27 protein-coding genes are annotated in these 25810 nt (G+C 58.1%); 17 read left to right on the forward strand and 10 right to left on the reverse strand.

Features of this window, described 5'->3' with window-relative positions; translation table 11 throughout:
- Positions 1-53: 53 nt before the first annotated feature.
- The gene (locus ACVWZG_RS05680) at positions 54-800 is read left to right on the forward strand and encodes a TVP38/TMEM64 family protein (protein WP_457405348.1); all 747 of its coding nucleotides are present in this window, start codon (positions 54-56) and stop codon (positions 798-800) included.
- A gap of 212 nt (positions 801-1012) precedes the next feature.
- On the opposite strand, the gene gshA is transcribed toward ACVWZG_RS05680, so the two are convergent.
- A complete protein-coding gene (gene gshA, locus ACVWZG_RS05685; RefSeq protein WP_457405349.1) occupies positions 1013-2149 on the reverse strand; it encodes a glutamate--cysteine ligase in 1137 nt (378 codons plus the stop codon).
- 148 nt (positions 2150-2297) lie between these two features.
- Here gshA and ACVWZG_RS05690 point away from each other — a divergent pair, with 148 nt between their 5' ends.
- The 7 genes from ACVWZG_RS05690 (at position 2298) to ACVWZG_RS05720 (ending at position 9453) form a co-directional block, all read left to right on the forward strand.
- Positions 2298-3737 carry an NAD(P)/FAD-dependent oxidoreductase gene (locus tag ACVWZG_RS05690; protein WP_457405352.1) on the forward strand — a complete coding sequence of 480 codons (1440 nt, stop codon included), beginning with the start codon at positions 2298-2300 and terminating at the stop codon, positions 3735-3737.
- Positions 3734-5023: a hypothetical protein gene (locus ACVWZG_RS05695; protein ID WP_414374959.1), complete on the forward strand. Its 1290-nt coding sequence runs from the start codon at positions 3734-3736 to the stop codon at positions 5021-5023. Before ACVWZG_RS05690 ends, ACVWZG_RS05695 begins: the two co-directional genes overlap by 4 nt.
- Positions 5024-5161: 138 nt before the next feature.
- Complete coding sequence (locus ACVWZG_RS05700; RefSeq protein ID WP_414374958.1) at positions 5162-6361, forward strand: hypothetical protein; 1200 nt, start codon at positions 5162-5164, stop codon at positions 6359-6361.
- 57 nt (positions 6362-6418) lie between these two features.
- The gene (locus ACVWZG_RS05705; protein WP_011432204.1) at positions 6419-6871 is read left to right on the forward strand and encodes a hypothetical protein; all 453 of its coding nucleotides are present in this window, start codon (positions 6419-6421) and stop codon (positions 6869-6871) included.
- 137 nt (positions 6872-7008) lie between these two features.
- Complete coding sequence (locus ACVWZG_RS05710) at positions 7009-8310, forward strand: aldehyde dehydrogenase family protein (RefSeq protein ID WP_414412849.1); 1302 nt, start codon at positions 7009-7011, stop codon at positions 8308-8310.
- Between the two features lie 135 nt (positions 8311-8445).
- A complete protein-coding gene (locus ACVWZG_RS05715; protein ID WP_011432202.1) occupies positions 8446-9087 on the forward strand; it encodes a hypothetical protein in 642 nt (213 codons plus the stop codon).
- 3 nt (positions 9088-9090) lie between these two features.
- The gene (locus tag ACVWZG_RS05720; RefSeq protein ID WP_011432201.1) at positions 9091-9453 is read left to right on the forward strand and encodes a DUF3493 domain-containing protein; all 363 of its coding nucleotides are present in this window, start codon (positions 9091-9093) and stop codon (positions 9451-9453) included.
- 26 nt (positions 9454-9479) lie between these two features.
- Here the strand turns inward: ACVWZG_RS05720 and ACVWZG_RS05725 are convergent, their stop codons facing one another.
- Positions 9480-9872 carry a hypothetical protein gene (locus ACVWZG_RS05725; protein WP_457405355.1) on the reverse strand — a complete coding sequence of 131 codons (393 nt, stop codon included), beginning with the start codon at positions 9870-9872 and terminating at the stop codon, positions 9480-9482.
- Between the two features lie 213 nt (positions 9873-10085).
- Between ACVWZG_RS05725 and psaC the strand changes: the two genes are divergently transcribed.
- Complete coding sequence (gene psaC / locus ACVWZG_RS05730; RefSeq protein ID WP_011432199.1) at positions 10086-10334, forward strand: photosystem I iron-sulfur center protein PsaC; 249 nt, start codon at positions 10086-10088, stop codon at positions 10332-10334.
- A gap of 186 nt (positions 10335-10520) precedes the next feature.
- Here the strand turns inward: psaC and nadD are convergent, their stop codons facing one another.
- Positions 10521-11129 carry a nicotinate-nucleotide adenylyltransferase gene (gene nadD, locus ACVWZG_RS05735; RefSeq protein ID WP_414375554.1) on the reverse strand — a complete coding sequence of 203 codons (609 nt, stop codon included), beginning with the start codon at positions 11127-11129 and terminating at the stop codon, positions 10521-10523.
- Positions 11126-11740, reverse strand: coding sequence for a Holliday junction branch migration protein RuvA (gene ruvA / locus ACVWZG_RS05740; RefSeq protein ID WP_457394558.1), 615 nt, complete (start codon positions 11738-11740; stop codon positions 11126-11128). Before ruvA ends, nadD begins: the two co-directional genes overlap by 4 nt.
- 166 nt (positions 11741-11906) lie before the next feature.
- On the opposite strand from ruvA, the gene ACVWZG_RS05745 reads away from it, so the two are divergent.
- From ACVWZG_RS05745 to lspA, 3 genes are all read left to right on the forward strand, one after another.
- Positions 11907-12710, forward strand: coding sequence for an ABC transporter permease (locus ACVWZG_RS05745; RefSeq protein ID WP_457405357.1), 804 nt, complete (start codon positions 11907-11909; stop codon positions 12708-12710).
- Between the two features lie 156 nt (positions 12711-12866).
- Positions 12867-13091 carry a hypothetical protein gene (locus tag ACVWZG_RS05750; RefSeq protein ID WP_148202686.1) on the forward strand — a complete coding sequence of 75 codons (225 nt, stop codon included), beginning with the start codon at positions 12867-12869 and terminating at the stop codon, positions 13089-13091.
- A 260-nt stretch (positions 13092-13351) separates the two neighbouring features.
- A complete protein-coding gene (lspA, locus tag ACVWZG_RS05755; RefSeq protein ID WP_457405359.1) occupies positions 13352-13876 on the forward strand; it encodes a signal peptidase II in 525 nt (174 codons plus the stop codon).
- 89 nt (positions 13877-13965) lie between these two features.
- On the opposite strand, the gene ACVWZG_RS05760 is transcribed toward lspA, so the two are convergent.
- Entirely contained in the window at positions 13966-15003 is a 1038-nt protein-coding gene (locus tag ACVWZG_RS05760; protein WP_457405361.1) for a threonine aldolase family protein, read from the reverse strand.
- Between the two features lie 47 nt (positions 15004-15050).
- Positions 15051-16112 carry a gamma-carotene 1'-hydroxylase CruF gene (cruF, locus tag ACVWZG_RS05765; RefSeq protein ID WP_457405363.1) on the reverse strand — a complete coding sequence of 354 codons (1062 nt, stop codon included), beginning with the start codon at positions 16110-16112 and terminating at the stop codon, positions 15051-15053.
- 205 nt (positions 16113-16317) lie between these two features.
- Here cruF and ACVWZG_RS05770 point away from each other — a divergent pair, with 205 nt between their 5' ends.
- On the forward strand, positions 16318-17223 hold the full coding sequence (locus ACVWZG_RS05770) for a M23 family metallopeptidase (protein WP_457415292.1): 906 nt from the start codon (positions 16318-16320) through the stop codon (positions 17221-17223).
- A gap of 62 nt (positions 17224-17285) precedes the next feature.
- Here the strand turns inward: ACVWZG_RS05770 and ACVWZG_RS05775 are convergent, their stop codons facing one another.
- The gene (locus tag ACVWZG_RS05775) at positions 17286-17951 is read right to left on the reverse strand and encodes a hypothetical protein (protein WP_414332047.1); all 666 of its coding nucleotides are present in this window, start codon (positions 17949-17951) and stop codon (positions 17286-17288) included.
- Positions 17952-18207: 256 nt separating this feature from the next.
- Positions 18208-18756 carry an NUDIX hydrolase gene (locus ACVWZG_RS05780; protein ID WP_457405365.1) on the reverse strand — a complete coding sequence of 183 codons (549 nt, stop codon included), beginning with the start codon at positions 18754-18756 and terminating at the stop codon, positions 18208-18210.
- 140 nt (positions 18757-18896) lie between these two features.
- On the opposite strand from ACVWZG_RS05780, the gene trpE reads away from it, so the two are divergent.
- The 4 genes from trpE to ACVWZG_RS05800 all read left to right on the forward strand — a co-directional run bounded on the left by trpE (position 18897) and on the right by ACVWZG_RS05800 (position 23227).
- Entirely contained in the window at positions 18897-20417 is a 1521-nt protein-coding gene (gene trpE, locus ACVWZG_RS05785; protein ID WP_457405367.1) for an anthranilate synthase component I, read from the forward strand.
- Between the two features lie 3 nt (positions 20418-20420).
- Positions 20421-21251, forward strand: a complete 831-nt coding sequence (locus tag ACVWZG_RS05790) for a phytanoyl-CoA dioxygenase family protein (protein ID WP_457405368.1) — start codon at positions 20421-20423, stop codon at positions 21249-21251.
- Positions 21252-21485: 234 nt separating this feature from the next.
- Positions 21486-22592 (forward strand): chlorophyll synthase ChlG, encoded by a 1107-nt coding sequence (gene chlG / locus ACVWZG_RS05795; RefSeq protein WP_414332050.1) that lies wholly within the window; start codon positions 21486-21488, stop codon positions 22590-22592.
- 173 nt (positions 22593-22765) lie between these two features.
- Positions 22766-23227 (forward strand): hypothetical protein, encoded by a 462-nt coding sequence (locus ACVWZG_RS05800; protein WP_414374946.1) that lies wholly within the window; start codon positions 22766-22768, stop codon positions 23225-23227.
- 372 nt (positions 23228-23599) lie between these two features.
- On the opposite strand, the gene ACVWZG_RS05805 is transcribed toward ACVWZG_RS05800, so the two are convergent.
- A complete protein-coding gene (locus tag ACVWZG_RS05805; RefSeq protein ID WP_457405389.1) occupies positions 23600-24988 on the reverse strand; it encodes an MFS transporter in 1389 nt (462 codons plus the stop codon).
- Between the two features lie 79 nt (positions 24989-25067).
- Positions 25068-25808, reverse strand: coding sequence for a Uma2 family endonuclease (locus ACVWZG_RS05810; RefSeq protein ID WP_457405370.1), 741 nt, complete (start codon positions 25806-25808; stop codon positions 25068-25070).
- Between the last annotated feature and the right edge of the window lie 2 nt (positions 25809-25810).

The following is a 25810-nucleotide window of genomic DNA, read 5'->3' on the forward strand; positions in this document are numbered from 1 at the left end:
CTACTCTGGCTTGCTCTAGCTCGCCTCACAAGAACTTTGTAGGAGTTTAGCCAATGGAAGAGCTACCTCAACTCAACACAAATCCCCAAAAGCAGCGGATTTTGCTTAAGCTTGCTACCGGCTTGGGCTTGGCCATTTTTATCTTTTGGGCAGCCCATCGATTGGGATTTTTTGGAGTTATTCAAGACTGGCTCGCCGAAGCTCTGGCTTGGATTGAAAGCTTGGGGTTGCTGGGGCCAATCCTCTTCATTGCCATTTACATTGTAGCGACGGTGCTGCTTCTACCAGCCTCGGTGCTGACCTTGGGGGCAGGGGCCGTGTTCGGGTTGCTGGCCGGAACTGTGTACGTGCTGATCGGGGCAACCATTGGAGCGAATTTGGCCTTTTTCATCGGGCGCTACTTGGCGCGGGAACAGGTGGCGAAATGGATTGAGGGAAATGCCAAGTTTGCGGCCATCGACCGAGCAGTGGGACGTGAGGGATGGAAAATAGTCGGCCTGATTCGGCTGTCGCCTGCGTTTCCCTTCAATGTGCTCAACTACGCCCTAGGGCTGACCCGAATTTCTTTTCTGGATAACTTGTTGGGCACTGCCGGGATCGTGCCGGGCACTTTTATGTATGTGTACATCGGCTCGTTGGCGGGATCCCTGGCCGACATGGAAGGCGCGGAGTTGGATCCTCAGGCTCAAACCGCCCAATGGGTCGTTCGCCTCGTGGGGCTCATCGCCACCATAGCCGCTACCGTCTACGTCACTCGCATTGCCCGCAAAGCCCTACAAGAAGCGGTGGAGCCTGCCTAGGGAATTGCATTTTAAACAAGAATGAAATCTGTTGCATTGCTTCCCAACTCCTCTCTCTCTGGGAGAAGGACTGGAGGTGGTCGCGGAAGCGGCGCGGAGCGTTTGGGCAGCAGTAGGAGTGTCTCAATCCAGTTTGAAATGACTATAAGTTGGCTCGGCGAGCTAGTGTGTAGAAAGCACCGGGTTGAGAACGCTCACCGTTGGGCAGAGGCTTAGCCGACAGCTTGACAGAGGGTTTCCTGCCTCTCTCGGTCTTGTTCGGCCAGCTCCTGGATGGCCTTTTGGTACACCTGGGCAGGTGTGGATCCCTGGTTGACTTGCTTCAGCCAGCGTTGGGCCTCATTGCCCTGGTGGAGTAGGGTTTGCAAGGGAGCTAGAAAACAGCCTAAGCCCTGAGGTTGGCCAATGCGCCAAGCTTCGGTCAGCAGCTCTTCGATCCACTCTTGGGCCGCCCGTTCCCGGCCTGTCTGCCAATCGACCAAACGAGATTGCAGCGATTCTCGGGCAGCAGCCTGCTCGTTGGCCTCGCAAAGGCTCTCCAGCTCTGTCGGGGTAAAGGGCCCCCGCAAGGGATCCAGCGCTTCCGGCTGGGCCAGCAACTGCCAGAGACGGGCTTCCACCAAGGCGGTAATCGCCAGAACCATTACCGGATCCCCCACCAGATCGCAAATGCGCAGCTCCACCCGGTTGAGATGGTAGGGCCGCTCCGGGCCGTTGGGTCGCACCGAGGCCCACAGGTGGCGCACATTCTGCATGGTGCCCAAGGCTAGCTGCTCCTGGATCCAGGCAATGTAGTGGGCGTGATCCCGGAAGAAGGGCACCTGAGCCGGCGTTTTGGGGAACACCTGCCAACGGCTGGAGTGGGATCCCGTCACCCGTCTGTCCAGAAAAGGAGAGGAAGCGCTCAGAGCTAGGTAGAGAGATGCTTCCGCTCGCAGCAGGCGACAGGCCCGGAAGATGGCCTCGGTACCTGGCAGGCCAACATTGATGTGAATGCTAGCAGTTACCACCCGCGTGCCGTAGGTGCGTTCGATGTAGTCGTGGTAGGGGTTGCCGGGATCCGACCGCTCGAAGTGGTCGCTGCCGCCCAAAGCTAGCGTGCTCCCTGGCAGAAGGGTGTAAGGGCCAAGACGGCGCAAAAATTGCCGCAACTGCAGGCGAGGTCGCAGCAGAGCGCAGAGCAGGTCTTCGTAGCGGCGAAGGGGAGGGGTGATATACTCCACGTTGCGCCGATCCGGCTCCCGCACAAACCCTGGCAAAGCCTGGCAAATGCGATCCGACAAGCCCACCACTTCCCCGGCGGCGGTGCCGGTGTACATTTCCACCTCAAAGCCCTTGGTTAACAGCACAGGCCAGCCTCCAGCCGCAGCCTCACCAGTCTAACCTTTCTCTTCTCCCCTCATTGTCCTGGGGTTTGGCAGGGAATTGGCCGATGGTAGGGAAGTTTCTCGACCTGTTTTAGAATGTCCCTGTAAAGCAGTTTCGGGAAGAGACAGAGTGGGGGATCCCATCTACATCCTGGGAGCGGGGCCGGCAGGCATGGCGGCTGCCTATCGCTTGAACCAACTGGGTTTTTCCGTAGTGGTGGTAGAACGAGAGGAGAAGGTCGGGGGTTTGGCCAAAAGTATTCAGTATCAGGGGTTTATCTTGGACTATGGCCCGCACCGTTTTTTCACTAAAATCCTGCCGGTGCGAGAGTTGTGGAGTCAGGTTTTGGAATCCGAGCAAGTAACCGTCCGACGGCTCACCCGCATCTATTACCGCAAGCAGTATTTTCAGTACCCCATTCAGGCCTGGGAAGTCCTGCGCAAAGTGGGTTGGTGGGAAAGCCTGCACATTGTCCTTTCCTATCTCTGGGCACAATTAATTCCGCGACCAGCTCCCCAGAACTTTGCCGACTGGGTCAAAGGCAAGTTCGGTACTCGGCTTTTTCAAATGTTCTTTGAAGGCTATACGGAAAAGCTCTGGGGGATCCCTTGTACCGAGATCAGTGCCGATTGGGCCGCTCAGCGCATCAAAGGTCTCAGCCTTGGGCAAGCCATCCAAAAGGCATTGGGGTGGAATCGAGGTTCGGTGAAATCCCTGATCGATCAGTTTCAGTTTCCTCGCCTGGGATCCGGGCAGCTCTATGAAAAAATGCAGGAGTATTTGCTTGCCGAAGGACAGAAAGTCTTGCTCAATACAGAGGTAGTCGCCCTTAGGCACGAGGGATCCCAAATTGCCGAACTGCAATTGCGCAACCTTCAGACTCAGCAAGAGACTTGGGTTCCTGCCTCTCACGTCATTTCTTCGATTCCTCTAACGGTGTTGGTGCAAAGTCTGCAGGAATTACCACCCCCAAAGGTGTTGCAGGCAGCCCGGAATCTTAGGTTTCGCAACACGGTTTTGGTTTACCTAATTGTGCAGGGATCCCAGCTCTTCCCCGATAACTGGCTGTATATCAACGATCCAACGGTGGGGGTGGGACGGGTGACCAACTTCGCCAATTGGTCTCCGGCCATGTTGCCCAACCAAGAGCAAACCCCCTTGTGCTGTGAGTATTGGTGCAACTTTGGGGATCCCTTGTGGCAAGCTCCTGAGGAGGAATTGCTGGCTTTGGCCGAGAAGGAGCTGCGTCAAATTGGCCTGCTTCACGATCAAAAGATCTACAGTGGCTTTGTGGTGCGCCTGCCCCGCACTTATCCCATCTATACCGGTAGCTATAAAGAAGATTTAGCCATTTTGCAGGAGTATCTCAGCCAGTTTGAAAATCTACAAGTGGTGGGCCGCTACGGCTCATTTAAATACAACAACCAAGATCACAGTTTACTGATGGGCTTGCTGGCGGCTGAGAACATTCTCCGACCCGGTAGTCACAATCTCTGGCAGGTGAACTCCGACGACGATTACCAAGAAGAAATCAAAGTGCCATCTTCACCCTTAACGATTCAGCGATGAGCTTTCCTCTCAGTCATCTGTTGCAGCGAGGTCGGCAGTACCTTGCCCCTTTCTTAGGGCAAATCTTGTTGCCCAGTTTGGCCTTGACAGTGCTGCAGATCTTCATGATCTCCCTCTGGAGTGAGGAGAGCAATTATGTTTCCATCTTCAAGGGCCTAATTCAGTGGGATAGCCATTGGTATCTCGGCATCGTGCGGCAGGGGTATCAGTTTGTGGGCTTTGACAAGATTGCCTATGAGCAGAGCAACGTGGCTTTTTTCCCCGGCTACCCCCTGGCGGTGGCTGGAATCAGTCGCCTTTTGAGCGTTGACCCTGAACTAGGGCTTTACCTCACCGCCCAGCTCTTTTGCTGGCTGATGTGGGTTTACCTTTTCCTGTTCTACTGCAAGTGGCAAATTCCCCCGCTCTGGCAGGCTTTGGCAAGTTTGCTCATCCTGGTTTATCCCACCAGCTTTTATCTGTGTGTGGGCTACAGCGAGTCTTTGTTTACAGCTAGCTTGTTGGGTTTTCTCTACTGGTCAATTCATTGGGATCGTCCCCTGCTGATGCTCCTGGCCGGGATCCACGGCTTGGCAATGAGCGCCACCCGCATTGTGGGTTTGCCGGTAGCCTTGATTCCACTTCTCAATCTCTGGTCAGGATCCCGACGTTGGCTTTGGACAGTGGCGACAGTGAGCCTGGCTTTGCTGGGGGGGCTGGGCTTTTTTCTCTACTGTCAGCTTCGCTTTGGACGCTGGGATCTCTACATGGAAATGCAGTCCTACTTTGGCCCCAGCTCTGTCAATTACCTGGCCATTGTTCAAGCGCACACCTATACTCCTCTCTTTTCTATTGGTCATTGGCGATCCCTGTTTTCCTTTTCTGAAGCTTTGGAAGCTGGGATATGGGCAATTTCCCTCAGTCAAGTGTTTGTTCCTCTCACCTTGGGATCCCTACTGGTGACCGGTTTGATAGATGGGATCAGCTCCACAGCCGGCAAAAGTCGGCGCTGGCAGGAGCGGCTGGGGTTTCATTTGGCTGCTTGGGTGATGTTTTACATTGCCTTAGCAGGAATGAGTGTGGTGGGCCAGCGAAGTATGGTTCGCTATTGCCTGCCGGTTTACATCGTGCAGGTGCTGGCCTGGCTGCATTGGGCCAAACACACCGATTTCAGCTTCATCCCCCAACGGGCTTGGCGATATCTTGGCAGTGCCCTGAAGCTGGGGTATTGTCTTTTGGCTTTCATCTTTTTTGCCCTTAACCAAATCCTCACCTGGCGCTACGTCCAACATCTTTGGGTGGCTTGACGGAGCCGTCTTGACGAGAGAAAGAGCAATGTGCCGATGAGTCTTCGCCTCAGCCATCTGTTGCAGCAGATCCGCAAACTTTTAGGTTGCTTCTCTGTTCGGATCGCTTTGCTAGGCTTAGCGCTTACTATCCTGCAAGTGCTAACGATATACCTCTGGACAAAACGCGGTGACTATGCTTCTGCCTTCACAGCCCTGAGTCAGCGGGATAGCTATTGGTATCTCAGCATTGTGCGGCGGGGGTACCAGTTTGTGGGTTTCGACAAGATTGCCTATGAGCAGAGCAACGTGGCTTTTTTCCCCGGCTATCCCCTGGCAGTGGCCGCAATCAGTCACCTTGTGGGAGTTGACCCTGAACTGGGGCTCTACCTCACCGCCCAACTCTTTTGCTGGCTGATGTGGGTTTACCTTTTCCTGCTTTACCGCAGGTGGCAAATTCCCCCCCTCTGGCAAATTTTGGCTAGTTTGCTCATCTTCTTTTATCCCACCAGCTTTTACCTGGTCGTGGGCTACAGCGAATCTTTGTTTATGGCCAGCCTACTGGGTTTTCTCTACTGGTCAATTCACGGGGGCCGTCCCCTGCTGATGCTCCTGGCTGGGATCCACGGCTTGGTGATGAGTGCTACTCGGATTGTCGGCTTGCCGGTGGCGCTGCTCCCTTTTTTGAATCTCCTGAAAGCGGGGGAGAGAACCCAAGCCCGCCGTTGGTTTTGGACGAGTATGGCAGCGAGCTTGGCTCTGTTGGGTGGCCTGGGCTTTTTTCTCTACTGTCAGCTCCGCTTCGGACGCTGGGATCTCTACCTGGAAATGCAGCGTTACTTTACCGGCGTGAAAGCCAATTATCAAGCTATTTTCCAAGCTCGCACATATGTCCTTTCCGCCGAACGCTGGCAAAGCTTACTCTCTCTTTCTGCACCGATGAAAGACCCTGGGCTGTGGGCTGACGCTCTTAGCCAACTGTTTGTGTCTGCCACCCTGGGATCCCTGCTTGTTACAGGTTTAATGGATGCGGCAGGAGTTATGGCAGGTAGAAGCCAGTGTTGGCGGGAGCGGCTGGGATTTCATCTGGCTGCTTGGGCCATGTTTTACATTGCCCTGACGGGTACGAGCCCCTTGGGCCAGCGAAGCATGAGCCGCTATTGTCTGCCGGTTCACATCCTGCAGGTGTTGGCGTTGGTACATTGGGCCAAACACACCGATTTCAGCTTCATCCCCCAAAGGGTGCTTGGCTATCTTGGCACTATCCTGAAGCTGGGCTACGGGCTTCTAGCTTTGATCTTCCTCGCCCTCAACCAAATCCTCACCTGGCGCTACGTCCACCATCTCTGGGTGGCTTGACTCCGCTTTCCTGAAGATAGGATGTGAGGGATCCCAACTTCTCACCGGCTGAGAGCTGTGGCCTTCTCTTCTCCCCGCAAGTCTCCCCGTCAAAACTCAGCCCCGCGTGTCGCTCAGACCCTTGAGCCCGCCAAAATTTACCCCTGCCCGTGCTGCCATCAAGGTCAGTTGCGCCTGATCACCCTAACCGAAGCCTTTGGGTGTAGCCGTTGCCAGCATATTTTTGCCATTACCCCCGACCGCCTGTACATCGAGCAACTGGCCGTTTCTTATCCCTATCGCAAAATGTGGTTCTGGAACGGCTACCAATGGGTGTTGCGGCGGGAAAACACCCTACAGGGATCCGCGCTCTTGGGCCTCACCCTCAGCTTGGGCATTGTCTTGGCGGTTGGGTTCATCGGCGCAGTGCTCTTCCCAAACCAAACCCAGTTGCTCAGTTGGTTCATGATTCTCGGCTTGTTGCTAACGCTGCTGATGGTAACGGCGATCCTGCTGCTGCGGCGGCCCTGAGGTGAGTGAGATTTTCTCCAGCGACTGGTCTCCAGAATTGGCAGCCCCAGCACTTGTGGATCCAACCATTTCTTGTTAGCAGTGGTCTGGAGAACGCAGCGGGTCTGTCTCTAATGGGCTAGGCGGGAGAAGTTCAAGTGACAGATTTCGGTTCAGACTTTGACTTAGGTACCACTCTGCGACAGGTACGCCGCTTACTACCGCAGATGCAGCGGTTGAGCAGCCAAACCAAGCGCCAGGCCCTGCTGGCTCTCTCGCGGTGTTTGTTGGAGCGCTCCGATCTGCTCCTGGAAGCCAATACCCTCGACCTGGAAAGTTGCCGCGAGCAAACCGTACCGGAGTGGATCCTCAACGGCCTGAAGCTCACCCCCGAGCGTCTACAGCGATCCGCCCAGTTGCTGACTCTCCTGGCCCAGCAGCCGGATCCCATTGGCAAGCTGGAGAAAGGGCACCGCCAGGAGAATGGCCTGTTTATTGGCCGCTACCGCGTCCCGTTGGGGTTGATTGCTCTGGTCTACGAAATCTACCCCGAGTTTGCCTTAAATGGCATTGGCATGTGCCTAAAAACAGGAAATGGCGTGATTTTGGCCAGCAGCGGTCCCATCCAGAAAACCCACCAGGCCATGGTCAACCTCTTGGCAGAGACGGCTTACGAGCACGGGATCCCGGAAGGAGCCATTCAAACCTTGCCCGCCCAAGACCGAACCGCAGATCCCCAAGTAGATTCCCCACTATTGCCGTTGTTACAGCAAACCCGCTACCTAGACCTGGTGATTCCCTGCGGTCGCCCCGGCTGGGTGGAGTTCCTGTTGCAGGCCAGCAAAGTGCCGACTCTGGCCACCCATTTGGGCTACGGCCACATCTATCTGGATCGCACTGCCCCTTGGCCCTTGGTCAAGTCGGCTTTGTTGGATCCCCTCGCCCAGTATGGCTCAGAAGGGATCCCCATCTATCAGCCTCTCACCCTCTGGCTGCTGATCCACACCGATTGGGCCACCAACCATCTGACCGCCTTGATTGAGGACTTGCTGGGTCACGGGATCGATATCCAGGCAGCCGCCTCCATTCTGGAACAGTTCCCGCAGCTCCAGCCGCTTGGGCAAGGCTTTGACTCGACGGAACGACCTCATCTGCGCCTGCAGCCCATTGCCGACCTGACGGAGGCGATCGCCTGGATTAACAAAAATGGTTGCCGTCAATCGGAGACGATCCTCACCGATAGCCAATCGGCGGCCCAGCGCTTTCTCCAGGAAGTAGATGCCGCCCTGATCCACATCAACACTTCCCCCCTCTCGGCAGGCCGGGGAGCTGGGATCCCCACGTTGGGAGCGTTTCGCGACCTGTCTTTGGGCATTTCTACCCAGCGGCTGCACGTGCGCGGGCCCATCGACGTGGAAGCCCTGACAACGGTGAAGGTGGTGGCTCAGGGCGATCTGTAGAGCCGGGCAGCAACCCAACTGATGCGCCAAGGTTGGCCGGTCTGCCCAAGATCCAAGAGCTGGGATGAGGCTGGAGAATGAGAATGTAGATCGCCATCAGCTCAACATCCAACTGAGCCCAAAGGGAGGACTTTTTTGGGGATCGACCTTCGCAGTTACGTGTTTTTGGATCGGCTGCAACCCCAGTATGCTGCTTATCTGGGCACAGTAGCCTACGGCTTTTTGCCCCTGCCTGGGGACACTTCTTTGTGGGTCGAGATTTCCCCCGGCATCGAGATCAACCGCGTTATGGATATTGCCCTGAAGGCCACCTCGGTGAGGCCGGGGCTGCAGGTGGTGGAACGCCTCTACGGCCTTCTGGAAGTACACTCCAGCAACCAAGGGGATACCCGCACCGCCGGACGGGCGATTCTGGCTGCCTTAGGGGTGAGTGAACAGGAGCGCCTCAAGCCCCGCATCATCTCCAGCCAGATCATCCGCAACATCGATCCCCACCAAACCCAGTTGATTAACCGTTCCCGCCGTGGCCAAATGCTCCTGGCTGGCCAAACCCTCTACATCCTGGAGGTGCAACCGGCAGGCTATGCCCCCCTGGCTGCCAACGAGGCAGAAAAATCTGCCCAGATCAACATCCTAGAAGTGATGCCTTTCGGTAGCTTTGGCCGCGTGTACTTGGGAGGGGAAGAGCGAGATATTCTGGCCGCCTGCCGCGCTGCCGAAGCCGTTTTGGCGGGGGTTTCCGGTCGGGAGCCCCTCTTGTTGCCTGAGGAGGTGTAGCCAATGGCAGACTCCGATCCCAAGCCAAGATCGCCCCTGTCGCAACGCCGGGATCCCTCTTCAGCAGAGCAGGTGAGGCTGTTGACGGAGCTGGCCGCTCCCTACCGCAGCTTGCGGCGCTTCATCTACTTGGCGGTGGGGTTCTCGGCTACCATCGGGGCGTTTGTGTTTTTCTTTCGAGCCCTGGCGGGACGGGACTTGAACACCACCTTGCCCAGCTTGGCCTTACAGTTGGGGATCCTGGCCGGCGCCATCGGCCTGAACAGGCTGGAAAACCGCTCTCACCAGAAGGTGATCAGACAGGTCAAACAACGCTTGGGCATGCAGCAAGACTCCCAGGAGCCCCAACGGTCGGCGGACAGTTAGCCCGCCCATTCCCCGCAGCCCCTTTCTCAATCCAGATCAAAGTCATCATCATCCGCGTCAGCACTGCGCAGATAGCGGCGCTGAGTTTGGCGAGCGGGATCCCCTTGTGACCACTTTTGGACAATTTGGACACCCAGAAAGGTCAGAAAGGCCCCCAAAGCCACAAACGTGAGAAGTGGGATCGCCAGGATCACCACTGCGCCCAGGACATAGATAGCCACCTTGGGCAGAGACGGATCCACCCCCCAGCGGCGGCTGCGCACCCAATCGGTGAGCTGCTGATCCCAGCGGCGTAGGCGAGGGACGTTTTCCTCGAAGATCTCCAGCAAAATTGGCCCCAGACGACGCAGATTGCCCTGAGTTTGCCTTCGCCAATCTTGCACCGAACGCCCCATGTTCAGGATCCCTTGTCCTGTCATCTTCAGGCCGATCCTAGCCCAACCCCAGCAACCTTCCCATCAGCTCAGAGGACGACCCCACCGGATGTAAATTTGTTTGAACATTTGGATCGGAGATTTTGGAGGCTTCCCAGGACTACTGTACACTGAGGGCACTTGCGCAGCGATGCTGCTGCCCTGCGGATTCGGTAAACCTTTTTTTAACGTTTCAACCTGCTCGACTGGAGAACGCTAATGGCTCACTCGGTCAAGATCTACGACACCTGCATCGGCTGCACTCAGTGTGTGCGGGCTTGTCCCACCGACGTGTTGGAGATGGTGCCCTGGAAGGGGAACAACAAGGCTGGCATGATCGCTGCCGCTCCCCGCACCGAAGACTGCGTTGGCTGCAAACGCTGTGAAACCGCTTGTCCCACCGATTTTCTGAGCATCCGAGTCTACCTTGGCCCCGAAACCACCCGCAGCATGGGCTTAGCCTACTGATGGGGGCACCTGGCCGCAACCCCACTCTCAACTGCCCACAGAGCACAAGTATTCCAAAGTACCAGAAAAGCAGTTTACTTCCCAACCCAGTTCCAGCCTTTCCCTCTTCCGGGGAGAGGCTGTGGCGTATGGCAGGTCTTAAGCTGTTTGGTGACTCTAGAGGGGGGATCCGCCCCCTTTTTTCCTTTAGGGCTGCAGATAGAGGCGGTGCTGACGGATATAGTGCTCCACAGCAGGGGGCACCAGGTAGCGGATAGACCCTCCCTTTTGGATTTGCTGTCGCAGGTAGGTGGAAGAGAGCGTCAGGGTAGGGGCTTCCAGGATTTGGGCTTGGATGGGCAACTTTTCGGCTACCGCCTGCAGCACCTGGGCGGCATCGCCGGCATCCACCCGTGGGGCAACAATCCAATGGCAGAGGCGGGCCAGTTCTTCCGCTTGATACCACTGGGGCAGGTCCCGCAGAGCATCCACGCCGATGATCCAGTACCACTGGGTATTGGGTTGCTCCTGGATGAGGGTGCGCAGCGTCTCGATGGTGTAGGAGCGCCCCGGACGGCAGATCTCCAGCTCTGAGCAGGCGAAGCGCTCGTGGTCGGCAATGGCCAACTTGACCATGGCCAGGCGGTCGGCTTTGCTGGCACCAGGGGCCAGAGGCTTGTGGGGGGGATCCCCGGCGGGCATCCACAGCACCTGATCCAGGTCAAACTGCCAAAGAGCTTGTTCTGCCATGATCAAGTGGCCATGGTGCACAGGGTTGAAGGTTCCACCCAGAATGGCAATGCGGCGGTGCTTCATGGCTGCTGGCTCAGGTAGGTGATGGCATCCCGCAGCCAGTCTTCCGTTGGGCGGCGGTGGGTGGGCAGAGCTTGCAAGGCAGCCTGAATTTCCTGAGTGCTGTAGCCCAGGGCCAGTAAGGCCATTTCCACCTCTTCCCGGATAGGCATGGGCGGCCCCCCGGCCAAGGGTTGATCCGCAACTCCCACCCCCTGTCGCCAGTGGGCCAGCTTGGTTTTCAGCTCCAGGGCCAGCCGTTGGGCCGTTTTATGGCCTACCCCCGGCGTGAGGGAGAGCAGGCGCACGTTTTCGGTCACCACCGCCTGCACCAGCTCCGGCAGGCTGAAGGTATTCAGCAGGGCCAAGCCCAAAGCCGGCCCCACCCCCGAGACTTTGATGAGTTCCACAAACAAATCGCGCTCGGCTGGCGAGCCAAACCCGTACAACACCAGCTCAGTCTCTCGCACCACCAAATGGGTGAACACCCGGACGGGCTCCCCCACTGCAGGCAGTTGCTTGAGAAAACGTCCTGGGGCCTTGACGCGATAGCCGATCCCCTGCACCTCAACGGTGAGGCTACTGCGCTCTCCCCATTCGATGGCCACAAGGTGGCCGCTTAAAAACGCGATCATGCTGCGAGTTTAATCTGGGTTTGGGATGCTCTGCTCGACTGGAGCTCCAGAGTCAGCCAAGCAATCTAAAGTCCTTGCCAAAGCCTGCTTCCTTACAAGGCTATTTCACAGACCATTTCTCTACCTGTAGACTGTTCCCCATCCAGCTCTGTATTCTCCCTCATCCATGCCGATTCGCCCTTTTCCCATCGGCCAATGGCTTTGGCTCCTGTTCTCGCTGGGGGTGCTGCTCTTTCTCCATCTTCCTCTGCTGGTGATCGTCCTTTATGCCTTCAGCCCCGATGAGGCGACCTTGCGCTTCCCTTTGCCGGGGCTGACCTGGCGCTGGTTTGCCGTGGCTTGGGGGCGGGCCGATATTTGGCGGGCCTTGTTTTTGTCTTTGCGGGTGGCTTTGCTGGCTACCGGAGTGGCAGTGGTGCTGGGATCCCTGGCGGCAGCAGCAGTCTATCGCAGCCGATTTTTTGGCCGCGAGACGATCTCGTTTTTGGTGTTGCTGCCCATCGCCTTGCCGGGCATTGTCTCCGGGATCGCCTTGCGCTCGGCGATCCATTTGCTGCATATCCCTTTCAGCTTTTGGACAATTGTTATCGGCCATGCCACCTTTTGTCTGGTGGTGGTGTACAACAACGTGCTGGCGCGGTTTCGCCGCATGGGACGCTCTCAACTGGAGGCTTCTGCCGACTTGGGGGCCAATCCTCTGCAAACCTCTCGGTACATCCTTCTGCCCGAACTGGCCTCGGCCCTATTGGCGGGATCCCTGCTGGCGTTTGCCCTGTCTTTCGATGAAATCATCGTCACCACCTTCACCGCTGGCCAGCAGCAAACCCTGCCGATTTGGGTGTTCAGCCAGCTAACCAAGCCTCGGCAGCGCCCGGTGATCAGCGTGGTGGCTCTGGGGGTGATCGGCCTGACGGTGCTCCCCATTTGGCTGATCCATCACTTGACCCAAGAGAAAACCACGACTCGCTGATGGCTCTTTCCAGCCTCATGCAAGGTTTGCACTTGGAGGGATCCCTAAGTATTGGCCGGAGTCGCTGTAACAGCAAGGAAACGCTGGCCCTGGTTGATCGCAGAGCCCTTGTGAGAAAATGTAACAAGCATTTCATTTGTGAAAATTGAGGTATCTATGGCTGTCACTCGTGCCGGACGCGCCCCTCTCGTGCGGGGCAGCAGCGAGGGAAATCCTGCCAAGTTCATGGAAATGGCCAGCGCTTTGCTCAACACCCGCACCCGCCAAGGCAGCGGCAAAAAGGTTCAGGATCGCTCTTCCTACGGCAAGGCGGGCAATCCGCAAGAGTTTATGCAGATGGCCAGTGAATTGCGCCGCTCCCTGGAGCAGCAGGGTCGGTAGCCAATCCTGTCCACCCCCAGGGGATCCCCGTCCAGTTGCCTAAGCTGGACGGTTTTCTTGCTGCTCCTCTCAAGCCAGAGGCGGCCAATCGCTTCTGAGGCCACTCACCGGTGTTGGATCCCGTTACAGGCCCAACTTCGAGTCCAGAGCTCCGCCCTTGAGCTTCTGTGCAATGAGCCGGCAGAAGAGCAGCATGTCAGGATGGGAAAAGTGCTCATCGGGGCGCTCTTGCCGGTGGACGTGATTGAGGCCAAGACGACATGAAAAACAAAGGCTTTTGGCTGGCCGGGATCCTGGGGGTGATCTTGGATCAGGCGACCAAGCACTGGGCAGTGGAACGGCTGCTGCCGGGGCCAGAGATTGAGCTGTGGCCAGGGGTGTTTCACCTCACCTACGTGGAGAATACCGGCGCTGCTTGGAGCCTGTTTGAAGATTCGGCAGAGCTCTTGAAGTGGATCTCGTTGGGGGTAGCGCTGGCATTGGGGCTGCTGGCCATCCGCGGCGGGATCCTGAGCCGATGGGAACAGGCCGGCTATGGCTTGGTGTGGGCAGGAGCCGTGGGGAACGGCATCGACCGCTTCGTCAACGGCTATGTCGTGGACTTTTTCAATTTGATCTGGATTCGCTTTCCGGTATTCAACGTGGCGGATGTGGCCATCAACCTTGGGGTGGCCTGTCTGCTGATTGGTCTGCTACAGGACAACTCGAAGAAAACGGGATCGACTTCCGCCTCGCCCTGCCTGGAGAAAAAGCCCGGTCGCGACAGCACCCACTTTAAGGATTGACCAGCCGATGAACAGCCTTCAGGGATCCCTTGGGATGCTCAGGCCTTTGGCCAGGGGGATCCCCGGTCAGCTGCAAGGACTCCGTCCGCCTATTGCAAACGGCTGGCTTGCTGAGCCACCTGGCAGAAGCGCTCGACATCTGCGGGCAAAGTGTTAAAAGCCGTCACCAGGCGGATTAAGTGGTGACCTTCCCCCAGCCAGCGGTAAAACCGAAACCCCGCCTGCTCCAGGGCCTGGAGAACCGGCTCCGGCAGCTCGATAAAAACCTCATTGGCCTCGGTGGGATATACCAACCTGGCTCCCGGCAGGGATCCCAGTCCCTGCGCCAACCGTTGGGCCATCGCGTTGGCATGGCGGGCATTGCGCAGCCACACCCCATCCTGGAGATAGGCCTGCAATTGGGCAGACAAAAAGCGCATCTTCGAGAGCAGATGGCCACTGCGCTTGCGGCGAAACTCAAAATCGCCCACCTGATTTGGATGAAAAAACACCACCGCTTCCGCAGCCCAGGCTCCATTTTTGGTGGCCCCAAAGGACAGCACATCCACCCCCGCTTTCCAGGTCATCTCGGCAGGGGTGCAACCCAAACCAACCAGGGCATTGGCAAAGCGGGCCCCATCCATATGCACCTTAAGGCCAAAGTGATGGGCCAAATCCGCCAGGGATCCAAGCTGCTCCAAGGAGTAGAGGGTGCCGGCCTCGGTGGCTTGCGTCAGGCTGAGGCAGGCAGGCTGCACGTGATGAACCACCCCAAACCCCGCCCGCTCCAGGGCTGCTTTTAAGTTGCCCCAGTCAATACGGCCTTGTTCCCCTGGGATCCCCACCAACTTGGCCCCACCTGTAAACAGCTCTGGCGCTCCACATTCGTCCAGATTGATGTGGGCCTCGGGATGGCAATAAATCGCCCCGTAGGGCGGGGTGAGCACCGAAAGGGCCAGGGCATTGGCAGCAGATCCTGTTGCTACCGGAAACACCGCCACTTCATGCTCGAAGATCTCGGCAAACAGCCTTTGCACCTGCGCTGTGCATTCGTCCCCTCCATAGGGCATGGCGGATCCCTTGAGGGCCAACAGGGCTTCCATCACCTCAGGACAGGCGCCTGTAACATTGTCGCTGCAGAAGTTCATGGCCTGGACAACCCAAGGGATCTCGCCGAGGAAGGGTTAGGGCCGGCTTACTTCGCGCCAACCCAACCGGGATCCTCCAAAGTATCCCAGTCCCGACCTGCCTCTCCCTCGACCGTTTGCAATAGCGGGATGGAGTCCTGTTCAGGATGGGAAGGCGGCTCAGGCTGGTCGCGATAGCGGGACGGAGTCCTTTCGCAATAGCGGGATGGGGTCTTTGCACTCCACCACAACCCCAAAGCAGGCCCCAACCCCAACAACAGGCCCAACCCCGCCGGCGCAACAATGCCGGATCCCAGGCTCATCAACAGGGCAAAAGCAAAATTAGCTACATAGAGCACCAGCGGCCCCACCAACTGGCGGCGGTCAAGGATGGGTTGATCCTCGCCCCACAGCAGATTGGCCACCGTCATAAAGGCAGCCCCGGTCAGCATCCAACCCCCGAAGTTTTGCAGCGGCATACCGAAGAAGGGCCCCGGCTGAAACCACGTCCAGAAGGGAATCGAGCCGCGGGTCATGGCCGGATCCAGCACGAAGTCCCAGGCGGTGAGCAGCAGGGCCCCCAACATGATGGCCTCGAAGTGGATCAACCAGTGGCGCTGGGTTTGCAGAGCCACACGCGCCAACAAATAGGACGACAACCCCACATAAAACCAAGACAGAGGGATGGTAAAAGGCACCAACCCGGCAATCTTATAGCCCAGCCCACTCAGGTAGCCATAGTTGCCAAAGGGGATCCCGGTGCTGGTACCCAACAGCTCACTGCCCAAGGAAATGCCCACCGCCGGGATCAAAAACATCAACAGGCGCCGCACCCCCAACAGCCGGGATCCCATCAGAGCTGCTGCCAGCGCGCCGAACACCATGTAGGCCACGCCGCCGTTGCCCATGCTCAAGGAGAAGGCTTGAAGGCCAATGGGGGGCAAACTGGCCACCCACTCGGGATGCGGTACAACCCAGAGCAACCCTGCCAACCCAAAAAGCAAAGACAGAATGTGTAAACCCAGAGCCAAAGCTTCCAGCCGCCGCCAAATCGAGCCGGATAGGGGCAGAACGCTTTGCCCATGGAAAGGCAGGCCGACGAGAACACCAGAGGACGAGAACCAACGCATGAGAAACTCCCGAAGAGTGGTTAAGCGAAGCCGCTCTGTCTCCTTGCAACCCATACGGCGGCTGAGGGAAAAAGCGGATGGCCCCAAGAGAGAGCCCGAAGCCAAGAACAAGCCCGCTTGCTTGCAGGCCGGCCTACTTGGGATGGCCCTCTGGGCAGGGATGTCACCACCGCTAACGGTGACACTGCTGATATTTTGCTGCCTATTGTATCAATTCGTAAACATATCGCCCGTTTTTCCTCAGGTCTCCTCCCCGTCTTCGCCGCAGGGATCCCGGGTGGGGGTGTACGCCCAGTTGGCTCGTGCTGTGGAGCGCCAGGACTGGGTGCAGGCCCTGCAGCTGGTGGATCTCTTACGAGAGCACACGGAAGATCCCGCCCAGCGTCAGGATCTGGAAGACTATCGGCTGGAGCTGGAAAAATATCGTTCTGCCTATGGGGATCCGCCGCCGCCCCAGTGGCCGTTTTTGCACAAGCCCTTTGTCGGAGAATTTCCCGTCACCAATCTCTTCGACCATGATCTGCCTTTGGGGGAGAGGGATGGCAACAGACGGTTTGTGAGTGGGCAAGGCCAGGTTTGGATCCCCGACCCGCTGCACCCGTGTGGCAAAAGCGATGGCCATGCCGGTTATGACTGGGAGATGCCGGTGGGCACCCCGATCCTGGCCGCTGCCGCAGGACGGGTCACCTTGGCCCGCGAGGAGCCGGAGTTTTTTTGCCCCAGCTTGGGCCGGCTGGTCAGGGGGTTGCGGGTGCGCCTTCTGCACGAGCCAGAATTCTCCGATGGGGAGAGAGCAGACAGAAGAACCCTTCCCCGCTGGGAAACCCTCTACGCCCACCTCAGCCAAGTTGGGGTGCAGGAGGGGCAAGTGGTGGCCCCAGGAGAAATCATCGGCCTATCGGGAGATAGCGGCTGTGCCAGCGGGCCCCATCTTCATTTCGAGGTGCGTCGCTTCGACAACACCAACTCCGGCCAACCAGCTGCCGTCGATCCCTACGGGTGGTTTGGGTCTGGCCTGGATCCCTGGAGTATTCACCCCCTTGGGGCCGAGAGTCTGTTCCTTTGGCAGGTGGGACAAGCCCCCAGCTTGGGAGCTTGCTGGCAAGGGTAGCGATAGCCATAACGGACATCCGCTCTGGGCGAGACCTCGCTGACAGACAGACGCGCAGCAGATTACAGATCTCGGCGGACAAAGCCATCTCCCTCCCATTGGTAGAGGGTAGCCCTCAAATCACGGCTGGCACCGGGCGGGCTTGAGATGACCAGGATCCCTTGCGGGCTGACCCGCAGGCTGGCATTGCTCAGATCCGTCACGCTCAGCAGTGGCACAAGTCCCTCAGGCCGGTGTTCCAAGACCAAGACAGAGCGCAGCAGGCTGATGCCCCCTCGCTCGGTGAGGAGCACCAACTTGGGCTGTGGGCTGGAGGTGATGTCCGTGCGCAGGTGAGCCTCCACCAACCGCCCTGGGATCGGCTCAGCCGTGTGGAGCAGACGAAAGCTATACCCCCCCTGGTGCTCGAAGCTGAGAACGCGCACCACCGGCTCTACGGTGGGCTGCCGCTGAATCTGAAACACAGCCACCACATCCTGGCGAGATGGAGAGGTTAGGCTGGCCGGGAACAGGCGTAGGTTTTCGCCACGATTGCCGCGAATAAAATCCCACCAAATGGATTGATTGAATAAAGCCACAACCCCACCTCGAGCAGCGCCGCCCTCAGAAGGAACCGGCAGCAGCGGAAGCACAGGCTGGGGATAGGCAGGAACAGCAGCAACCGGTAGAGTGGCAGCCAAGGCCGCTCCCCAGGCTATTCGACCACAGGAACACAACAGCTTCCGCATATTTCCTCACTCCTCGCCCCTAAAATTCTAAAGGACTCCAAGGTTCTCCCAGTCAACCAAACAGCCGGGATACAGGGATCCCTTTTATGTCGAACGCAACCTCGATCTCACCTTGATCTCGCCTGGCAATGGGCTACCAAGTTAGGGTGAAAAGCCTGGAGCTTCCTCTGTAGCCAACAAAGTCGGCTTGGAACGACGCCCCGCCAATTTGAAAGGGATCCCCCAGGAGCAAGGGGCAGCCCCCCGACGGAGAGCTTTATTTTTCAGCAGCCAAAAACAATTGGGCCCGCCAAAAGCAGGCAATGGACTTGCTGTCCAAATCCATTCCCAAACGGGACATATCTGTAAGCTCAGAAGCAGAAAACTCCACTACGGTAATATCTTCATCCTCATCCTTATCGGGAGGGGAATCCAGCACTTCCAGCTCCCGCGCCAAATAGGCATACATAATCTCGCTGGAATAGCCGGGGCACAAATAAAATTGGCCAAGGGGATCCCAGCGATGGGCACGCAGGCCCGTTTCTTCTTCCAGCTCGCGGCGAATGGTGTCATCGGGATGCTCCCCTGGCTCGACTGTGCCTGCCGGAAATTCATAAAGGTAGGAGGCAACCGCAAAGCGATATTGACGAATGCAGACGAACTTGCCTGCTGCAGTTACAGGCACGGCCACCACCCCCCCGGGATGGATGAGGTACTCCCGCTCCCCCTCTTTGCCGTTGGGAAAACGCAAACGCTGGCTGACGAAGGTGTATTTGTGGCCTTGATAGCGCAGGCGCTCACGAATCACCTGAGATGGGTTTTGCATGGCAAGGGATCCCGAGAGTAGAGCCGCTCTCAGCTTAATGGTTTTCGGCGCTGTTGCAACCGGGCAATCCAGAGGGATCCACACGCCCTTGGGATCCCGTGTCTGGGGTAGAGTCAGGAAAAGCACAAAAGTTGCAGGCCATGATTTACCCTCCCTTGAAGGAGTTTCTTGCCCTCACCAAGCAGGGCAACTTTATCCCGGTGTACCAGGAATGGGTGGCGGATTTGGAAACGCCGGTTTCTGCCTGGTATCGGGTTTGTGCTGGCCAGCCCTACAACTTTCTCCTGGAGTCGGTGGAGGGGGGGGAACAGGTGGCCCGCTACAGCTTCTTGGGCTGCGATCCCCTGTGGGTTTTGGAAATACGCGGAGATCAAGCGCTACAGCGATACCGCGATGGCCGACAGGAGCACCACCAAGGGGATCCCTTTGCCATCTTGGCCCGCTGCTTGCAGCCCTATGAGCCGGTGCATTTGCCGGAATTGCCCAGCAGCATCGGCGGCCTGTTTGGCTACTGGGGCTACGAGCTGATTCGCTGGATTGAGCCCAAGGTGCCCATCCACCCCCTGCAGCCGGGGGATCCCCCTGATGCCGTTTTGATGCAGGTGGACAGCATCCTGCTCTTTGACCAGGTGAAGCGCAAGATCTGGGTGGTGGCCTTCGCCGATACCCGTCACCACGCTGCCGAGGAAGCCTATGCCCAAGCCTGCCGGCGGGTGGAAAAGCTGATGCAGCAGCTCAGCGCTCCTCTTTCTCTGGCCCATCTGCACCTCAACTGGAAGCCCCACCTGTCGGAAAGGACTCCGTCCCGCTGGCGCGAACAAATCCCCCCCAGCACCCTGAGCCGCCCAGCCTACTGCCAAGCCGTGGAACAGGCTAAGGACTACATCCGCGCCGGAGATATCTTCCAGGTGGTACTCTCGCAGCGGTTTACCGTCTCCCTTGCCGGGGATCCCTTTTGCCTCTACCGCTCGTTGCGGCTGATTAACCCTTCCCCTTATATGGCGTTTTTGCAGTTTGGGGATCTCTGCCTCATCGGCTCCAGCCCAGAGGTGATGGTGAAACTCAGCCGGGTGGGAGAAGACCGCATCGCCACCGTGCGCCCCATTGCCGGCACCCGCCCCCGCGGCACCACCCCTCAGGAAGACCGGCAGCTGGAGCAAGAGCTGTTGGCAGATCCCAAAGAACGGGCCGAACATGTGATGTTGGTGGATCTGGCCCGCAACGACCTGGGACGGGTCTGCCAACTGGGATCTGTGCAGGTGGATGACCTGATGCAGATCGAGCGCTACAGCCATGTGATGCACATTGTCAGCAACGTGGTGGGGCGGCTGGATCCCCAGTACAGCGCCTGGGATCTGCTGCGGGCCACCTTCCCTGCCGGAACCGTTACGGGCGCCCCCAAAATCCGCGCCATGCAGATTATTCATGAGCTGGAAGGATGCCGCCGCGGGCCCTATGCCGGCGCCTATGGCTACTACGACTTTTCCGGCCAACTGAACACCGCCATCACCATCCGCACTCTGCTGGTTCATCAGGGCCAGGTGAGCTTGCAGGCCGGGGCAGGTATTGTGGCCGACTCGGATCCGGAGCGGGAATATCAAGAATGTCTAAACAAAGCGCGGGGCATGTTAATGGCTGTGGCCAGTTTGCAGGAGACCTAGCCGATGTTGGCCCAGTTGCGCTTCAGCCCTGCGGTTCGCGTCAGCGGGACGGAGTCCTTACAGGAGCTCCAGCAGCCGGATCCAGAGACCGTAGAGCAGGCTTTTGAACTGTTTTCCACAGAGGGCTATCTGGTGTTGCCGGAGATCTTTCCCCCCGAGCTCATCGACAAGTTGCACAGCAGCTTTCTGGCCACCTACAGCCGCTACTGCACCCACGAGCACCACGCCGATGCCCTGTTAGTGGGCAATAGACGGGTGATGGTAACGGTTCGCCTGGAGGGCCCCTTCAACGATCCCCTCATCTATGCCCATCCTCTGATCTTGCCCATCCTGAAGCGGATTTTGGGGCCGGAGTTGATCTTGAGCGGGCTGGGGGCGGTGGTCTCTCTGCCGGGATCCGCCGATCAACAAGTTCACCGGGATCTGTCTCATCTGTTTGGCGACGAGACCTTGGATGCGATCATTCCTTGCTATGCCCTGAATTTGCTTATTCCTCTGGTGGAGGTCAACGAAGAGAACGGCATGACCCGTCTCTGGCCCGGCAGCCATGCGGTCTTCGATGCCCACTATACCGAGCTGGCCCAGCAGATGCCCTTTGTCGATCCGCCCCTGGCCAAGGGATCCTGCCTCCTGTTCGACTACCGCCTGATTCACCTGGGTCGGGCCAATCGCTCGCCCGCTCCCCGTCCTCTTCTCTACAACACCTACAGCCGCGCTTGGTTTCGGGATCCCATCAATTACACTCAGCAACCTCCCCTGGTGATCCCGGCCCAAGAAAAAGAGCGGATCCCAGCCGAGCATCAGCGCCTATTCGTGACGGCACAGATTGTGTAGACGGCCCGGAACTGCGAGCTGACCGGCCAAGACTTCCCAAGCGCTCCGCGCCATCCGCCTTTGTCCTTCTGGGAGGGGAGAGTGTGGAATTGCAACAGACCGTTTCGGAGCGACTGGATAACGACCCTGACTTTAAACTTTCTGACTCTTTCCTCTTGTTTGAGCAATCCGGCTAGGATGTCTCAGAATGGGGGTGGTTATCCCCGTTATTGCAGTTTGATTGCGCATCCCACCATGAGCGAAAAGATCCCTCAAGATCCCTCCTCGCCGGAAATGGCGGCTGAGATGGCCTTTGCTGCAGAGCCCAGTTTAGAGGAGGTAGGAGCTACTGCGGAAGAAACCACCCCAGACTCGGATCCCGGCAAGGGATCCCCTGGCACCGGCGGGTCGAATGCGCAGCGTGTCCGTCAACTGCTGGGCATGAAAGGAGCAGAGGTGGAGTCTCGCTCCATTTGGCAGTTGCACTTGCAGCTGATGAAACCGGTTACCTGGATTCCTTTGGTGTGGGGTCTGATTCCGGGGGCGGCATCTTCCGGTCACTTCACCTGGACTTGGGAGAATGTGGCTCTCATTTTGGTGGGCATGATTCTGGCGGGCCCCCTGATGACGGGCTATACCCAAACGGTGAACGAATACTACGACCGCGAGATCGACGCCATCAACGAGCCCTACCGCCCCATTCCCTCCGGCGCTATTTCTCTGCAGCGGGTGGTTATCCAGATCTGGGTGCTGCTGATCTTGGGGTTGGGCTTGGCCTACGCTCTGGACTGGTACACCGGCCATGACTTCCCGGTGATCACCTGCATTGCGCTGGCAGGAGCCCTGATTGCCTACATTTACTCGGCGCCCCCCCTGAAGCTCAAGCGCAACGGCTGGCTGGGCAACTATGCCCTTGGTGCCAGCTACATCGCCCTGCCCTGGTGGACAGGCCACGCCTTGTTCGGCGAGCTGAACTGGACGGTCTGCATCCTGACGCTGATCTACAGCTTGGCCGGGCTGGGGATTGCTGTGGTCAACGATTTCAAAAGCATCGAAGGGGACAGGCAGTTTGGCTTGGCCTCTTTGCCGGTGATGTTTGGGGCGATGGGGGCCGCTTGGATCTCGGTGCTGATGATCGACCTGTTCCAGTTCGGCATGGCCTCGTTTTTGCTGGGGGCGGGCCTAAAACTTTACGCGGCCCTTTTGGTGCTGCTGATCATCCCGCAAATAACCTTCCAAGATATGTACCTGCTGCGGGATCCTTTGAACAACGATGTGAAATACCAGGCCAGTGCGCAGCCCTTCTTGGTGTTGGGCATGTTGGTGGTCGGGCTGGCGTTGGGCCGCTCGGGGCTGTGGTAGTCGAGCCGACGGCAAAGTGCCCATCTTGGCAACAGAGGTGACGGCTTCCGCCCTGGGTTCGGCCCGACATCTGGGCCAAGATCAAGTTAAGTTGAGCCAGGGATCCATCCCCTTCGAGGATCGTTGGCGGATTCCTGGAAGCTGTTATGGCCCTGGGCCAAAGGAGATATCCGATGAACCCGCTTTTCCCCTTCAAACTCGGCCTAAGCCTGGCTTTGCTCTTGGGGCCGCTGGCCGTCTCTCCCGCCCAAGCGCAGCGGATCGTCATCGACGGGCGGGGGATCGTGGTAGAACCCAGCACAGGTGGCTCGGTGATCCTCAATCCCGACCAGCCGGTCTTTTCTCCAATCTTGCCCTCTGCAGTTCCTTTTTCCATCGATGAAGAAGGCAAGATCGTCTCTGCCCCTGGCTACCGCTGCAGTGCGGCTACTGCTGCCGACAACTCCCCCATCATCTGTCGCTCCCAGTTCAACCGCAACGACGTGGTGGTGTATGAGCGGGACGGCCAATCCAACACCTTCCTTGTGAACATCGACAACACGGTGACCCGGCCCTCCGGCAGTGGGCTGCGGATTGTGCCCAACCCTGAACCGGCGACTCCCTCGGGTAGCGGCCTGCGCATCATCCTAGACTGAGGGCAGGGATCCCTTCACCTCTTGTCCAGTTGCAACCGCAGCATTTGCTCTGCATCCTAGAGAGGTTTGGCGAAGAAATAGCCCTGGCCATACTCGCAGTTCAACAGCCTCATTGGTGCAGTCGCTGTAGGGTTTCGATCCCCTCGGCAGTGACATCCATTCCCAGGCTGCGGGCCAAGGTGATGATCAGGCAATGGTCTCGGCATTTTCTTCATTCGGCCCCCAGCGCGAGATGAAGGAGTGATCGATTTTCAGGCTATTGATGGGGTAATCCTGCAGGCCCCTGAGAGAGGAGTAGCCTGGGCCGAAGATCAAAACCCCCGCAATTGCGCCAGTTGCTCTGCCGCTAGAAACCGTAGCCTATTTTGCGGTCTAAGGAGATCTTTCGGTGCTGGGGTGGTATTGTTGCCGTCTTTCTTCCAATTCCATCAGGATCTGCTGATGACGCTGCCGGGTGATTGGGTAGAACCACACCAGCAAGATCCCGCCGATCAAAGCCACTCCCGGTAAGGGGCCAATGGCAACGCGAATGGCCAACAAAGCCGATTCCGGCTGGATGGGCAGGGCCTCTCCGGCCACCGAAGGCACGAAGCCGGCCCAATCCAGAGCTTGCCCCACGAAAAACAGCCCCAGCGCCAGGCCCACCTTTTGTAAGAAGACCATAAAAGCGTAGAAGATCCCCTCCCGCCGCTCCCCGGTTTGTAGTTCATCCAGATCGATCACATCCGGCAACATGGACCAAGGGCCGAGATAGGCCGTAGCAGAAACCCCAATGCCGGCCAACAGAGCCAGCCCAATCATGATCCCCTGCTGCCCGGGCTGGAGAAAAAACAGGCCTGCCTGCGAGATCAGCCAAAACCCCGCCCCAATGAGGTACATGGTGCGCTTGTCCAGATGGGTGCTCAGTTGGGTCCAACCGAACAGCGTCAGCACTGCGATCCCCTGTACCGCCAGTACCACCAAGGAAATCCACACCTCCGGCAGGCCCATCCAGAAGACGATGAAATAAGGGATGATTGTGGCTGTGAACTGAAACGCTAGCCAAGAACACAGGTAGATGCCGCTGACAAACAGGTAGGGGCGGTTGCTGAAGGCCACCCGCAGTTGTTGAACCAGGGGCATGGGATCCCGTTGGGATGGATACCGTTCTCGCACCCCCCAAAAACAGATCAGCAAGGGCACAGCCGAGATCACTCCAAAACAGGCTCCCGCCAGCAGGTGGCCGGCAGCCCGATCCGGCAGCAGGTTGACCAAGAGCGGAAAGGTAACCACCGCAACCATGCTGCCCCCTACAGAGAAGGCAAAGCGGAATTGGTTGAGCTGGGTGCGCTCGTCGTAATCCTGGGTCAGCTCCGCTGTCAGGGAGGCGTAGGGAATATTGGCCGCAGAGTAGAAGGTATTGAACAAGAGCGACACCGCCAGGTAGTAGGCAAACAGGGGGCCAATCCGACCGGGAAAAGGGATCCACCACTGGGCCAGGAACGTGAGGCCAGAGGGGAGGGCTGCAAACAGCAGCCAGGGGCGGCGACGGCCCCAACGGGTGCGGGTGCGGTCGCTGAGAATGCCGATGATGGGATCGTTGATGGCATCCCAAAAGCGAGTGATGGCGTAGATGCTGCCGGCTAGGCCTGCCGACATGCCAACGGTATTGGTGAGAAAGGGCAGCAGGAAAAAGATGAGGATGTTGGCCGTCATGCCTGTGCCCAGATCCCCCACCCCATAGGCCAGCTTCGTCCACAAACTGAGTCGCTGTCTGGTCATCATGTCCCCCTGGAATGCCAGGATTCCAGTGTAGGGGGTAGGTGGAGATTTCTTTTTTGGGGATCCCTGAAAAAGCTGATCAAAATTCAGGGTCTTCTCCCAGTTCCCGTAGCCGCTGGGCCAGTCGTTCGGCTCGGGAGCGTTCCAATTCTGCCCGCTGCCGTTCCAATTCAGCCCGTTGCCGTTCCAATTCAGCCCGCTGCCGTTCTAGTTCAGCTCCCGTAGGCAACAATTGCCCTGCCCTATCATACCAGCGCACCCAAAAGCGTTCTCGCCCCTCGTAGGATCCCCACCACCGACCGATACTCAAGTCCAAATCGGGCAACAGAATTGGGGGATGTTCTCCAGCGCCTGAGCCGGGGAGCAGCTCATAGTGTCCGCCCTGGAGTTGATAAACATTCAGCTCATCGGTCTCTAGCTCGAAGGTGACGTAGTAGGGGATCCGCAGCCGCCTTTCGTAGAGCTGGAATTTGGCTTGTCCGGGTTTTTCTTCCCCCTGGTCGTTGCAGATGATCTCCAAGATGAGAATAGGCAAGATATTCCCTTCATCCCAAACCACATAACTTTTGCGGGCAGTGCCATCCCGCCAACGGGGAACCCCCAGCACCAGAAACAAATCTGGAACAATGACCTGCTGGGGTAGGGCGTAGTAAAGGCCCATATTGCAAGCCACAAAAAAGTCTTGCCGATCTGACCAGTGCAGCAGCAGCGGTTCCCGGAGGAGGGGGTATTGGCGGCCTTGATCCTCGTTGTCCAAGGGGGTGTCGTCTGTATCGGGCAAGTCGTGCTGGGTGGGCCAGCGATAGGGGGCGATGGTCATGG

Source organism: Thermostichus sp. OS-CIW-33 (assembly GCF_054059615.1).